3 protein-coding genes are annotated in these 15719 nt (G+C 44.4%); all 3 read left to right on the top strand.

Features of this window, described 5'->3' with window-relative positions:
- The first annotated feature begins 1319 nt into the window (after positions 1-1319).
- Positions 1320-7928 (top strand): non-ribosomal peptide synthetase, encoded by a 6609-nt coding sequence (locus F6K38_RS15370; protein ID WP_287356883.1) that lies wholly within the window; start codon positions 1320-1322, stop codon positions 7926-7928.
- Between the two features lie 7 nt (positions 7929-7935).
- Positions 7936-11157, top strand: a complete 3222-nt coding sequence (locus F6K38_RS15365) for a non-ribosomal peptide synthetase (protein ID WP_287356881.1) — start codon at positions 7936-7938, stop codon at positions 11155-11157.
- Between the two features lie 190 nt (positions 11158-11347).
- Positions 11348-15487 carry a non-ribosomal peptide synthetase gene (locus F6K38_RS15360; RefSeq protein WP_287356880.1) on the top strand — a complete coding sequence of 1380 codons (4140 nt, stop codon included), beginning with the start codon at positions 11348-11350 and terminating at the stop codon, positions 15485-15487.
- Positions 15488-15719 lie beyond the last annotated feature (232 nt).

The following is a 15719-nucleotide window of genomic DNA, read 5'->3' as shown; positions in this document are numbered from 1 at the left end:
GTCTGGGCTAGACATACTGCCGCTTTTGTCGATGATTAACGTATAGTCACGGTCTTCCACGAGTGAACCTCCCACGAAAAAATTTCCTCCTTACCTTAACTGCCACGATTTCTTAATCTAGCTTATCCAATCTAGCGGTTTTCAATTGGGTGAGGTACACAATTTTGAGGTGCGACCCGTGGCGAATTTAATAATTAGATGCGGAAAGCGCACCTAAGATAAGATTTTAGGGAACAGCGGATCTGGGAATAGCGAACAGGGAATAAAGAAAAATACTGTGTACCTCATAAGTATAGAAAACACTATAGTCCCACAGCTGATCTGGATGTTTTAGCCCTAAGATTATTGGCAGTAGTTAATGATGCCAATATCTAATTATTATTAGATCTATCCTTCAATGGCAGCACCCTAGGCTTGATAACCATGAGACCTTAAGGTTGATGTATTCCCTTGACTATTTTCTCTATATTACTATTATAAACTTAGATATTAAGAAATAGGGGGCGTGAGGGGGACGGAATTCCGCACCTTAACAGGGCAAACGCCTCTAAATTTTATTGACAAATTGGCTAGTTTGTGATAAATAAAACCCCAGGGCAAACTCATATTGTCAATAAACCCTGGCTTATTGTGCTTCCTTATGGTGCTTGTTGAGAATGAAATTGTCACCTATAGTGTTTGGTGGATTAAGTAAACACTATATATAGTAAGTACTCATAAAATTAGATGTGTTCGTTTACCCTGCACTAAATGCCGGTTAAGTTGAGCACAAAATATGAGATAGTGATTTCATGACTAATTTTTAGGAACGTCTTAAGTTGTCTGACAAATGACAAACAGCGTCTTGATGCAGTCGCTTATGGTTTTGGGTCTGTGTGCGGAACTTGTTTCGGGACCCAGCCCGTCCGTGGAAACCACGCCAGTTGCTCATGGGGGTTCCCACGGGGCAAACAGCGGTGCTCCCACGTGACCCACGCAGCAACCTTAACCATCAGCGACTGGATCAAGACAATGAAACGCTATCGAGCGGCTATGGACAATAACTATATGATAAAAATTTTATCATCTACCAGTAACTAACTAGAGAATTATCAGTCAATTTTTGTCGAAGGAAATAAGCAGAATAGTCCAGAATAGCCGTCCACATTGACGAGTTAAAATTTCTTTCGGGAACTAAGGGAGGAGGCTAGGAAAATTTTTATTCAGCTCCAATAGCTTGATTATGACTAGCTAAAATTCGAAAATCTAGCTAATATCTAGCTAATTTTTTTTGGTAAAAATTACTTAATTTAGATGCGTTTACCCTGGACTTAAAGGTGATGTCTGAACAAAACTATAGTAAAGGACAAAATCTGCCGATTCTAACAACCGATGAGCAGCATAAGTTACTGGTTGAATGGAATGATACCCAGACAGATTATCCAAAGGATCGGTGTATTCATCAATTGTTTGAAGAGCAAGTTGCCAAATCTCCTGATGCGATCGCACTCACCTTTGAACATCAGCAGTTAACCTATCGAGAATTAAATGCCCAAGCTAACCAATTAGCCCACCACTTCAAATCTCTGGGGGTTGGTCCAGAAGTGTTGGTGGGGATTTGTGTGGGACGATCGCCTGAAATAGTCATGGGACTTTTGGCCATTCTTAAAGCAGGGGGAGCTTATGTTCCTCTAGATCCCACCTATCCAACAGAGCGTCTGAGCTACATGATTAAAGATGCTCAGATCAAAGTCCTATTGACTCAACAGCAATTAATTGAAAGACTCGGGCAAACTCAGCAGCAAGAAGTAAGAGTGGTTTGTTTAGAGGCTGAAAGAGATGCCATTAATCGCCACAGTCAGGAGAATCTCCCCAACACCACCACCTCAGAGAATCTGGCTTACGTCATTTATACATCTGGATCCACAGGTCAACCAAAAGGGGTTGCCGTGCCTCACCGGGCAGTTAATCGCCTCGTGATTAACACAAACTATATTCAGTTAAGCCCAAGGGACCGAGTTGCCCAAGCCTCTAATATTTCCTTTGATGCAGCCACTTTTGAAATTTGGGGAGCTCTCCTTCAAGGGGCTCAACTGGTGGGACTTCCAAAGGATATTCTTCTTTCACCCCAAGACCTAGCAGCACAAATCCAGACACAAAACATTAGCGTATTATTCTTAACTACCGCCTTATTCAATCAAGTAGCTAGAACAGTTCCCCAGGTCTTCCAGAATCTGGAGACTCTTTTATTTGGTGGAGAATCCGTGGATCCTCAGTCAGTTAAAGAAGTCCTCAGAAACAATCCTCCCCAACGTTTAATCCACGTTTACGGGCCGACAGAAAATACGACTTTCTCGTCTTGGTATCTTGTCAAAGAAGTCCCAGAAGGAGCCACCAATCTTCCCATTGGAAGACCCATCTCCAACACACAGTTTTACGTGCTAGATCAGGCTCGTCAGTTGCTTCCTGTAGGAGTTCCTGGAGAACTATACCTAGGAGGAGAGGGTATAGCCAGAGGATATCTTAATCGTCAGGCGTTAACGGAAGCTAAGTTTATTCCTAATCCTTTCACCACAGCACTGGGAGAAGCTCCTCAGAAACGTGAACAACAACGCTTATACAAAACTGGAGATTTGGTTCGCTACTTGCCCGATGGCAACATCGAATTTTTGGGGCGAATTGATAATCAGGTCAAAATTCGCGGGTTTCGGATTGAATTGGGGGAAATTGAAGCACTTCTGACCCAACATCCCACTATAGGAGAAGCCGTCCTAGTCGTTCGTGAAGAGCTCCCTGGGGATAAGCGTTTAGTCGCCTATCTTGTTCCCAGTGATCAACGACCCGTCCTCAGTGAAATTCGGGAATGGATAAAGGAAAAATTACCAGACTACATGCTCCCCTCAGCCTTCGTAGTCTTGGAGAAATTACCCCTAACTCCTAACGGGAAAGTCGATCGCAAAGCCCTTCCTGCCCCTGCAAAAACTCGCCCAGATTTGGATGTCCCTTGGGTTGCCCCTCGTAACGGCGTGGAAGAAAAATTAGTTTCCATTTGGTCTGAGATATTAGGGTTTGAGGAGATCGGGATCCATGACAACTTATTTGATTTAGGAGGACATTCTCTAATCGCCACCCAGATTATCACCCGAATCTGGGATATTTTCCAGGTGAAGTTACTGCTTCATAACCTTTTTGAAGCAACAACAATCGCTCAATTGAGCCAAATCATTCAACAAGCACAGACCTCACAAGAAGAGTCCCAACTGCTTGCGATTCAACCGATGGTAAGGGAAGGCAACTTGCCCGTCTCTTTTGCCCAAGAACGGGTTTACTTCATCGAACAATTAGCACCCAATCGAGCTTACCAATTTCAGTCTACCCTAAGATTTAAAGGCCAACTTGATGTGAGGGTTTTAGAAAAGACCCTCACGGAGATACTCAGACGCCATGAAATCTTCCGCACCACTCTGCCTGCTGTGGAGGGACGACCTTTTCAAGTGATTCACCCTGCTCCCTCCATCCAATTACCAGTCGTTGACCTGCAAGCAGTGCCAGAAAGCAATCAAGACTCAGAAATCCAAAGACATTTGGATGTCGAACTTCAAAAACCCTTCGACCTTACTCAACTGCCCCTCGTCCGGTGGACCTTCTTAAGGTTGAGTCCTCAAGACCATATTCTGCTTCACGTGGAACATCACATGGTTCATGATGGTTGGTCGTTTAATATCTTCCTTCGTGAATTGGTGGAACTATACAAAGCCTTCTCCACCGGTGATCTATCCCCCCTTCCCGAACCCACCCTCCAATTTGTGGACTTTGCTCACTGGCAGAGGGAGTGGGTCAAAGGAGAAGCCGCCCAACGACAACTGGCTTATTGGCAACAAACCCTATCAGGGAGTGCCCCCCTTCTGGAATTACCCTACGATCGACCCAGACCAGCAGAGCAGACTTATCAAGGAACGTCCATTAGAACTGAGTTACCTTTGCACCTGTGTCAAGACCTCAGACGTCTCGGTCGTCAAGAAGGTTCGACCTTATTTATGACCATGTTTGCAGCCTTCCTGACCCTATTGCACCGCTACACCGGAAGGGACGACCTCAACGTGGGTACGGCAGTGGCCAATCGACGCATCCCTGGCACGGAAGGGTTAATTGGCATGATTGTCAATAATTTGGTATTGCGCACTGATTTATCAGGAGACCCCAGTTTCAGAACGTTACTCCATCGGGTTCGTCAAGTGACCCTAGAAGGTTACGCTAATGAAGACCTGCCCTTCGACAAGGTGGTAGACGCTCTCAATCCAGTGCGAGATCTGAGTCATAATCCCTTATTCCAGGTCATGTTTAGCTTCCATGACTCTCCCTTATCAGACTTGAAACTGCCAGGGCTGGAGATGAGTTTGTATGAAGCACTAAGTAATCAGTCTGCCAAATTCGACCTTGATGTGGTGACGATTCCTAGGTCTGAACAACGAGTGGGACAAGGTTCCACAGCCGAGGGAGAAGAAGGAATTACCATGATCTGGGAATACAACAGCGACCTGTTTGATGGTACAACCATTGAACGGATGATGGGACATTACCAAATCTTGTTAGAAGGGATTGTGGCTAATCCGAGTCAGAAACTGTCTCAAGTGCCAATCTTGTCCCCAGACCAAGAACATCAGCTATTAGTGGACTGGAATCAAACCCAGGCTGACTATTCAATTAACGGATGTATTCACCACCTGTTTGAAGCTCAAGTCCAAAATAGCCCAGAAGCTGTTGCTGTCAGCTTTGCAGGGCAGCATTTAACCTATGGGGAATTAAATGCTAAAGCCAACCAACTGGCGCGACACCTGCAAACCTTGGGAGTTAAACCAGAAACTTTGGTGGGATTGTGTATCGATCGCTCCTTAGACTTAATTGTTGGATTGTTAGGCATTCTCAAAGCAGGGGCGGCTTATGTTCCCCTGGATCCAGCCTATCCATCAGAGCGCTTGAGTTATATGGTCAATGATGCACAGGTGTCAGTTTTAGTGACCAAAAAGCAGTGGTCAACCCTAAAATCAGAACATCCAATGGCAGTGGTTTGTCTTGATACTCAAGAGGATGTTATTAGCCAATACAGCACACAAAACCCAGAAAGTACAGTCACTCCAGAAGATTTAGCTTATGTGATGTATACCTCTGGCTCGACAGGACAACCTAAAGGGGTAATGATTGAACATCGATCGTTGGTGAATTTTACCAAAGCTGCGGTGATTACCTACAAAATCACCAAAAGCGATCGCATTCTCCAATTTGCATCAATTAGCTTCGACACCGCAGCCGAAGAAATTTATCCTTGTCTGACTCAGGGGGCAACCTTGATATTACGGACAGAAGAGATGATTCAATCCATCCCTGAGTTCGTGGATCAGTCCCAAAGATTACAGTTGACGGTGTGGAATTTTCCCACAGCCTACTGGCATTTACTATGTAGCGAACTAACCCAGGAGCGTCTGGTGTTGCCAGAATCATTACGGTTAGTCATTATCGGTGGAGAACGTGCCTTACCGGAAAAAGTCTCACTCTGGCTAGAGTTTGTTGGGGATTCTGTAACCCTTGTCAACAGTTATGGACCCACAGAAGGAACAGTGATCGCAACCGTTAGTCAGTTGGTCAACCAACCACAGCAAGGACAACCCATTGCCATTGGACGACCAATTCCCAATGCCAAGACTTACGTGCTGGATGAATCCTTGCAGCCCGTTCCTGTGGGTGTACCAGGAGAATTGCACATTGGCGGTGCAGGGGTGGCTAGAGGGTATCTCAATCGTCCAGACTTGACTCAAGAAAAATTCATTTCAGACCCTTTCAATCAAGACTCAAACAGTCGTCTGTATAAAACTGGGGATAAGGTGCGTTACCGAGCAGACGGAAACCTAGAGTTTCTGGGTCGCCTGGATAATCAAGTTAAAATTCGGGGCTTCCGAGTTGAATTGGGAGAAATTGAGGCGGTCCTCAACCAACACTCCCAAGTCTTTCAATCTGTGGTGGTTGCCCGGGAAGAAACCCCAGGGAATAAACGTTTGGTGGGTTATGTTGTCCCCCATGACAAGGGTCAGATTGAGATCAATGCAGTGACTCAGATGCTCAAAGAGACACTTCCCCCTTACATGGTTCCTTCTAGCCTGGTGATGTTAGATGCCTTGCCCCTAACCCCTAGTGGGAAAGTCAACCATCGGGCTTTACCAGTACCAGAACGCCTGAATTTGGAAACCCTGGGAGACCTTGAGGAACCTCTTACCTGGATTGAGGGGCACTTAAGGAAGATTTGGGCGGAAGTGTTGGGAATAGCACAAGTGGGGATTCACGATAACTTCTTTGAACTGGGGGGAGATTCCATCGTCAGTATCCAGATGATTGCCCGTGCTGCACGGTCAGGGTTACAGTTTACCCCTAAACAGTTATTCCAACATCAAACCATTGCTGAGTTAGCAGAAGTGGTGGGAACCACCCGTAAAGTTGAAGCTAATCAAGGGCTGGTCACAGGGATAGTGCCTTTGACGCCCATCCAACAGTGGTTTTTCCAAGAGAATTTGCCTGATCCCCATTACTTCAATCAGTCCATCCTCTTGCACGTGACTTTAGACCTCAAAGCTGAGGTTTTGGAAAAGGCTGTTGGTCATCTACTGGTCCATCATGACAGTTTGCGCTTACAGTTTGTCAAAGAAAAAGAACATTGGCAGCAAAGGAACACTAAACCCGATCAACCCACTCCCGTTGAGATTGTTGACTTATGTAAGTTAACAGCAGAAGAACAAGTCACAGCACTGAAGCACAAAGAAGCCGAACAACAAGCCAGTTTAGATCTGTCTTCTGGTTTACTCCTTGGGGTGACTTGGTTTCAATGTGGGCAAGACCACTCTGACTATTTGTTATTGGTGATTCATCACTTAGCTGTAGATGCGATTTCCTGGCGGATTTTACTGGAAGATCTCGGAACCCTTTACCAACAGATCGATCGGGGGGAAGAGATTCAATTACCCCTTAAGACCACTGCTTTTCAAGACTGGTCAAACCAATTGGTCGATTATGCAGCTTCCCAAGAACTGGCAACAGAACTCAGTTACTGGTTATCTCAGGGTCAGGTTAACCAGCCTGAATTACCTGTGGATTATCCGGGTGACCCAGCAGAGCAAGAGAATAAAGCGATCGCATCCACCGCTAAGGTGTCCATTGCTTTGGCTGAGGAACTAACCCGCACCCTGTTACAGGATGTGCCATCGGTCTATAACACCCGCATTAATGATGTGCTACTGACTGCTTTGGTGCAGAGTTTCGGTGGATGGACAGGGCAGCCTTCCCTCCTAATTGACCTTGAAGGACACGGACGGGAAGACTTATTTGAGGATGTAGATTTATCTCGGACAGTGGGTTGGTTTACCACCCTGTTTCCGGTACAGTTAACTCTAGAATCTTTAGAAGATCCTGGAGAAGCTTTGAAATCCATTAAAGAGCAACTCCGTCGTATTCCAAAAGGAGGCATCGGTTATGGGGTGTTGCGATACCTGCATCAGGATTCGGACATAAAGCAACAATTAGCAGCCTTAAAGCCAGCCCCTGTCAGCTTTAATTACCTGGGTCAGCTGGAGAGAATGCTTTCTACCTCCACTGGGTTGGGCGTGATTAAAGAATTAAAATCTGAGCAGAGTCCCAGGAGCTACCGGAGTCATTTATTAGGGGTGAGTGGGTTTGTCAGTGAAGGGAAGCTAGAGATGACCTTTGCCTATAGCGATCGCATTCATAAAAAATCCACCATTGAAGGGTTAGCCCATGGCTTTATCCAAGCCTTGGAAACCCTGATTACACACTGTCAACGTCCCGATACTGGGGGCTATACGCCTTCGGACTTTTCAGCCAGTAATCTTAATCAAAAACAGCTTGACAAACTGATGTCCAGAATGAATAAGCGGAAGCGGAGGTAGTCTCATCATGGAGAACAAAAACATTGAAGAGATTTACGAACTGTCTTCCATGCAGCAGGGAATGCTCTTTCATACGGTGTATGAGCCGGAGTCGGAGGTGTATTTCGAGCAATTACTCTGCACAATCAAAGGAACATTGAAAGGTGCAGTGTTAGAACAAGCCTGGCAGCAAGTGGTGGCACGCCATCCTGTGTTAAGGAGTTCCTTTTATTGGGAAGAAGTGGATGACCCTTTACAAGTCGTACACAAACAGGTGGAACTCCCTTGGACATACCACCACTGGCAAGATTTGACAGCACAAGAGCAACAGTATCGTTTAGAAGGCTTATTAGACAGTGATCGTCGCCTTGGGTTTGATTTAGAACAAGCCCCCCTCATGCGGTTGAATTTGATCCAACTGGGTGATCAAACCTATCAATTGCTTTGGAGTCATCACCACATCCTCTTCGATGGCTGGTCGATGGCGATCGTTCTTCAAGAAGCCTTTGCCTTCTATGAAGCCACAATTAAAGGAGAAGCCTTACACCTAAAGTCTCCACGTCCCTACCGAGACTATATCAGTTGGTTAAAACAACAAGACCTAGAACAAGCCAAGACCTTTTGGCAGCAAAAACTCCAAGGATTTGAATCTCCCACAGTCATCAGGGTTAATCAAGGGAAACAACAAACCAAAGGCCACCAAGAACAACGCTTCTCTTTATCTCCAGAGAATACCAACCAACTACAATCCTTGGTTCGACAGCATCATTTAACCCTCAATACTGTGGTGCAAGGAGCCTGGGCAATTTTACTATCCCGTTATAGTGGAGAGTCCGATATTATCTTTGGTGCCACGGTTTCTGGTCGGTCCACAACTCTGCCGGGAGTGGAATCGATGGTGGGAGTGTTGATCAATACCTTGGCAACCAGGGTTAAGGTTGCCAGGGAAACTGAGCTGTTACCATGGCTCAAGGAATTACAAGCCCAACAAATTGAACAAGAGCAATATGCCTACTATCCCCTGGCTGAGATTCAAACCCTGAGCGATGTCCCCCAGGGAACGCCTTTATTTGAAAGCATTTTGGTGTTTGAAAACTACCCCATGAAAGAGTCCCAACAGAAAGGAAGTTTGGACGTTGGGGAGTTTCGGGGGTTTGGACATACCAATTATCCTCTGACGGTGGTGGCAGTTCCTGGTGTAGAGTTATCAATCAAAGTACTCTACGATACTGATCGCTTTAGTGCCAATACCCTTAACCGCCTCATGGAGCATTTTCATACTTTATTGGTGGAGATAGGACAAAACCCCCAACGGCAACTTGATCAAGTATCCATATTGACGGCAGAAGAACGGCACAAACTATTAGTTGAATGGAATAAAACAGAAAAAGATTATCCATGGGATAGATGTATTCATCACCTCTTTGAAGAGCAGGTGAATAAAGCCCCTAATGCAGTTGCAGTGGTGTATAAAGGGCAACAATTAACTTATTTAGAATTGAATCATGAGGCCAATCAACTGGCGCACTACTTGCAATCTTTGGGAGTGAAACCAGGGGAGTTAGTAGGAATTTGTGTTGAGAAATCAGTAGAAGCGATCATTGGGATTTTGGCAATTCTAAAAGCTGGTGGTGCTTATGTCCCTCTAGACCCAACCTATCCAAAGGAACACTTAGATTATCTATTTAATGATTCTGACTTCTCTGTGTTACTGACTCAACAGACCTCAGTGCAGAATTTGCCAGACCACAAAGCACAGATTATCTGTTTGGATAGAGAGCGAGACTTAATTCGCACTCATGGTCAAGACAACCTGACTCCTAGCATTGATGCTAATCATTTAGCTTATGTCATTTATACATCCGGTTCCACAGGAAAACCCAAAGGAGTCTTAGTTACACACCAAGGATTATGTAACTTAGCCCATGGACAGAAAGACTTCTTGGAGATACAGCCTCACAGTCGAGTCCTTCAATTTGCTTCCTTGAGTTTTGATGCTTCCGTCTTTGAAATCTTCGTGACCTTGGTGGCTGGGGCAACTCTCGTTTTAGAGGATTCAACGTCTTTGTTGCCAGGGGCAGACCTCGTGCAAACCTTGAATCGGTACAAGATTACCCATGTTACCCTACCACCCTCAGCTTTAGCTGTTTTACCACCCGATGATTTATCAGCTTTGAAAACTCTGATTGTGGCTGGAGAGGCTTGTACAAGTCAACTGGTCAAACAGTGGGGTAAAGGTCGTCGTTTTTTGAATGCTTATGGCCCTACTGAAGGAACCGTTTGCGCCACCGTTGCCGTGGTGAGTGGAGATGAAGAGAAACCTTCTATTGGTCGTCCCATTCCCAATGTAACGACTTACATCCTTGATTCTCATTTGCAACCGGTTCCTATTGGTGTAGCAGGAGAGATTTACATTGGTGGGGTGGGCTTAGCCCAAGGCTATTTAAACCGTCCTGAGTTAACTCAAGAGAAATTTATTTCTAATCCTTTTAGTCCAGAAATAGCTAGTCCAGAAATAGAAGAACGTTTGTACAAAACTGGAGATTTAGCGTACTATTTACCTGATGGAAAAATTGAGTTTTTAGGGCGAGTTGATCACCAGCTAAAAATTCGTGGTTTTCGCATTGAACCTGGAGAGATTCAAACAGTTTTAACTCAACATCCAGACGTAAAAGAGGCAGTGATAATGGCTTATGAAAAGCCTCCTGGTAATCACAGCCTTGTGGCTTATCTTGTTACTCAAAAATCGGAACTCGATCGGACTCAAGTCCGCAACTTCTGTAAACAGAAACTTCCTCTATACAAAATTCCTTCAGGGTTTGTATTTTTAGAAAAATTACCCCTTACTCCTAATGGTAAAATCGATCGTCGTGCTTTACCCACCCCCGACTTGTCCCAGAGACATCTTGGCGGAAATTTTGTCGCGCCCCGCACCTCCACTGAAACTGAATTGGCAACCATTTGGCGTGAGGTTTTAAAGATAGAACAGGTTAGCATCAACGATAACTTTTTTGAATTGGGAGGACATTCTCTGTTAGCAACTCAAGTAATTTCAAGGGTTCGAGAAGCCTATTCTATTGAGTTACCTGTGAGTTGCTTGTTTGAATATCCAACTATTCTCGAACTGGGAGAGAAAGTGATTGAGAAGCAATTTGAAGTATCAGAACTGGATGACCTAGAGCAGATTTTAAATGAGGTTAATGAATTGTCAGATGATGAAGTGGATGAACAATTACTAATGAATAATTAGTAATTATAGCAATTATTATAGCTATGAGTTACGAAGCGATCCCCCTAAATCCCCCTTAAAAAGGGGGACTTTGAGGTTGAGAAGCGTACCTCAAAAATTCCAGAAAAGCTATAGCAATTCTTTATTAAGAATGATCAAACTTGTATAGATTCGTCTATATTAATTTAATTGATAAAAAAACTGATGACTGATGAGTGACTTACTAAAACGGCTTGAAAATCTTCCATTACACAAGCGCGAGCTGGTGTTGAAAAAACTGAGGCAGAAACCAAAAAAATCAGTTATAGAAAAGGTAAAACAGAACCCGTCAATTAAACCAGTCTCAAGGGAAAAACCTATTCCCCTATCTTTTGCTCAAACTCGATTATGGTTTCTCGATCGACTGGAAGAACAAAGTTATCATTACAATGTTCCTTTATATTTAGAATTGAAAGGAGATCTTAATCCTGATGCTTTGACGAAAGCCATTACAGAGATTATACAACGGCATGAAGTTCTACGAACTAACTTTAGTCTGATTGATGACCAACCTGTGCAGATAATAACGCCAATTGCACATATAAACTTGCCGATTATTGATCTAGACTATAAACCATTTTCAGAACAGATAAAAAAAGTAAAACAGTTAGCTAAAGAAGAATTACAACAGTCTTTTAACCTCGAACACGATCGTTTATTAAGAGGTAAAATTATACGGTTTAATCACCAATATCATATCTTATTATTGGTGATGCACCACATTGTTTGTGATGCCTGGTCGATGGGGATTTTTACTCGTGAATTATCCACATTATACGAAAACTATTCTACAGAAGCACTTCGCTCTTTACCGAAATTAGCGATTCAGTACGCCGATTTTGCTCACTGGCAACGTCAATGGCTCCAGGGAACCAACCTAGATCAACAACTGAATTATTGGCAGGAAAAATTAGCAGGAATGCCTGCAGTTTTAGAAATCCCTACCGATAAAAATCGTCCAGCCGTCCAGCATTTTCGAGGAAGCTCTGAATCTTTTGAAATTTATCAAGAGTTAACTGAGAAGCTAAAAACCTTAAGCCAATCGTCAGAAACAACCTTATTTATGACCCTTTTGGCAGCTTTTTCAGTGTTACTGTCACGGTATAGTAATCAAGATGATTTAGCGATTGGTTCTCCCATTGCCAATCGTAATCATCATGAATTAGAAGCGCTTATTGGCTTTTTTGTTAACACTCTTGTCTTCAGAATTAACCTAGAAGAAACCCCTAGCTTTAAAGAGCTTTTGACCAGGGTAAGACAAACGGCTTTAGAGGCTTATTCTCATCAAGATTTACCCTTCGAGAAGTTAGTGGAGGAATTGCAGTTAGATCGTTCTTTGAGTCATAATCCCTTATTTCAGGTGATGTTTACCTTAAACAATGCACCAATGGAAGAGTTAAACCTTAAGGGATTGACCATTCGTCCTTGGCCATGGGAAGATGTTACTACTCAATTCGATCTGACCCTATTGATGAAAGAAACCCAGCAGGGTTTAAAAGGAGAATGGGATTATAATAGCGACTTGTTTGAACCAGAGACCATTCAACGGATGGCAAGACATTTTACCGTGTTACTCAATGGGATTGTAGAGAATCCTGAACAGGGTATTCATAGCTTTTCGTTGATGAGTCCAGAAGAAATTCAACAACTAAAAACTTGGAATTCCACAGACTGTGATTATCCCCCACAAACACTCGCTGATTTATTTGAGCAACAGGTCCTTAAAACCCCTAACGGAATTGCAGTAAGTTTTGGCAGCGATCGCTTAAGTTATCAACAACTGAATCAAAAAGCCAATCAACTAGCCCATTATCTACGCCAAAACCAAGCTATTGGGCCTAATACTTTGGTCGGAATCTGCCTGGAACGGTCTTTGGACATGATTATTGGTGTGTTAGGGGTGATTAAAGCGGGTGGGGCTTATGTTCCCATTGACCCCAATTATCCCCAAGATCGAATTCGTTTGATTATCGAAGATGCAGCTACTCCAATCTTATTAACTCAAACCACACTAACCAATCATTTACCCCTGGCTGAGTTGAAGCATTCCTGTCAAGTTCTTTGTCTGGATAGCTTATCTTTTGCCGAACCGTTGATTGACGGTGGGAGTGGGCACTGTGGGATGGAAAACCCCACTTTAGCAAGGACACCCGATGACTTGGCCTATGTCATTTATACCTCTGGTTCCACGGGCAAACCCAAAGGGGTTGCCATGCCTCAAGGGGCTTTGATTAACTTAATCAATTGGCAACGTAGTGTACCGGGTTTAGATCAACCTGCCAAGACTTTACAGTTTACAACCCTAAGCTTTGATGTTTCATTCCAAGAAATTTTTAGTACATTCTCGACCGGTGGTGAATTGGTGTTGATTGGAGATGAAACCCGCCGAGATGTTTCTGCATTACTGGATTATTTATCAGTACACCAGATTGATCGCCTCTATCTGCCCTTTGTGGCTTTACAACATTTGGCAGACTATGGAACCCAAGGGCTACCCTTGTCCTTAAAGCACATTATTACTGCTGGAGAACAACTGCGCATTACCCCATCAATTCGGGCTTTCTTTAAGGCTTTACCCCATTGTCGGTTACACAATCACTATGGACCGAGCGAAAGTCATGTAGTGACAGCTTTTAGTTTACCGAAATCAGTTGAGGCGTGGGAGGATTTACCGAGTATTGGTCAACCCATTGCCAACAACCGGATTTATATCCTCGATTGTCACAATCAACCTGTGGCTGTGGGCATACCAGGGGAACTGTTTATTGCTGGGGTGGGGTTAGCCCAAGGCTATTTGAATCGACCTGACTTAACAAAAGAGCGATTCATCACCATCGACCTCTGGGATAAAACGGAGCAAGTTTACAAAACGGGTGACTTGGCCCGATGGCGACCTGATGGGAATTTGGAGTATCTCGGACGCATAGATCATCAAGTGAAGCTACGAGGCTTTCGCATTGAGTTGGGTGAGATTGAATCTGTTTTAGGTCAACATCCCCAAGTGCAAGAAGGGGTGGTGGTTGTACGGGAAGATAGCCCAGGAAATCCCCAGTTGGTTGCCTATGTCACCCATCCCCAAGGCACAACCGTGACCCCCGCCAAAATACGGCAATTCCTCAAAGAAAAACTGCCGGATTACATGGTTCCCAGTGTTTTTGTGACCCTGGACTCTTTACCCGTGAGTGCCAACGGGAAGCTAGACCGTCGTGCTTTACCTGTACCAAGCCTAAGTCTTGAGGATAACGGGGGGAAAATCCCGCCTCGTACTGCTTTAGAGTTAGAGTTGGTGCAACTTTGGGAATCCCTGTTTAATGTGGCTCCTATTGGACTTCAAGATAACTTTTTTGACCTTGGGGGGCATTCACTCCTATCGGTTAGTTTGATCAGTCGTATTGAGCAACAGTTTGGTCAAAAACTACCGGTATCCGTCCTTTTTGAGGAGGGGACAGTGGAACATCTAGCGGCGCTTTTGAGTAAGGAAGGGAATTCGTCCCAGTGGTCAAGATCCACGGTAGTTCCTTTACAGCCCAAAGGAGTCCAGCCTCCCTTTTTCTGCGTTCATCCAGGGGCTGGAACTGTGGTTTGGTATCGAGAATTAGCCCGCTATCTTGCCCCAGAGTTCCCCTTTTATGCTCTAGAGTCCTTGGGATTGGATGGGGATCAAAAACCCTACGATCGAGTTGAAGACATGGCCGCCCATTACATTCAAGGGATGCAGACCGTTCAGCCCCAAGGACCTTATCAGATTGGAGGGTGGTGTTTTGGTGCAGTAGTGGCCTTTGAGATGGCACAACAACTCCAAAGTCAGGGACATGAGGTGTCTAAACTCATCCTGATTGATATGAACATTGCTGACCCCATCGATCGAGAAGAGGCTCACACCATGGATGATGATGTTATCTTCTTGGTTCGCTTATTTAAACGACATCTCCCTGATTTACCACAGACCCTCAAAACCTTGGACAATCTGAGTCGGGAGAAGCAACTGTGCCATTTAATTGAACAGGTAAAAACAGCCCAAAAAATTCCCCCTGATTTTGGTGTGGCACAGGTTAAACGGTTACTGGAAGTGTTCAGAGGGCATCTTAAAGGTCTAATGTCTTACACCCCTAAGCCTTACAATGGCACAGGGATTCTTTTCCAGGCAACCGAAGGAGAAGCAGCCAATGCCCAAGATGCTAGTCTAGGCTGGGCAGACTTAGTCACTGGAGGCACCGAACTTCACTGGCTTCCTGGGAATCATACCACCATGTTCCAAGAGCCTAATGTTAAAGTGCTTGCCCAAACACTACGAACGACATTATCGAATTGAACAAAAATGAATAGGAGTAGAGTGGGCATCCGGCCCGCTCGAAAATATTGGTAACAAGCAAGATGCCCATTCCACCTCACTCTTAAAATCATTCCATTATTAAGCAACGCCCTACAAGAAGCCTACTGGGGGCGAATATTCAGATAAGTTGTTGTTAGTAGAATACTAGGTACTAACATAGCAAGCAACAGAAACCATTCAGCAAAATTATCAGTTTTTATAATAAAATACC

This window comes from Moorena sp. SIO3B2 (assembly GCF_010692525.1).
GTDB classification, from domain to species: domain Bacteria; phylum Cyanobacteriota; class Cyanobacteriia; order Cyanobacteriales; family Coleofasciculaceae; genus Moorena; species Moorena producens.
This window is presented reverse-complemented; position numbering and strand designations above follow the sequence as displayed.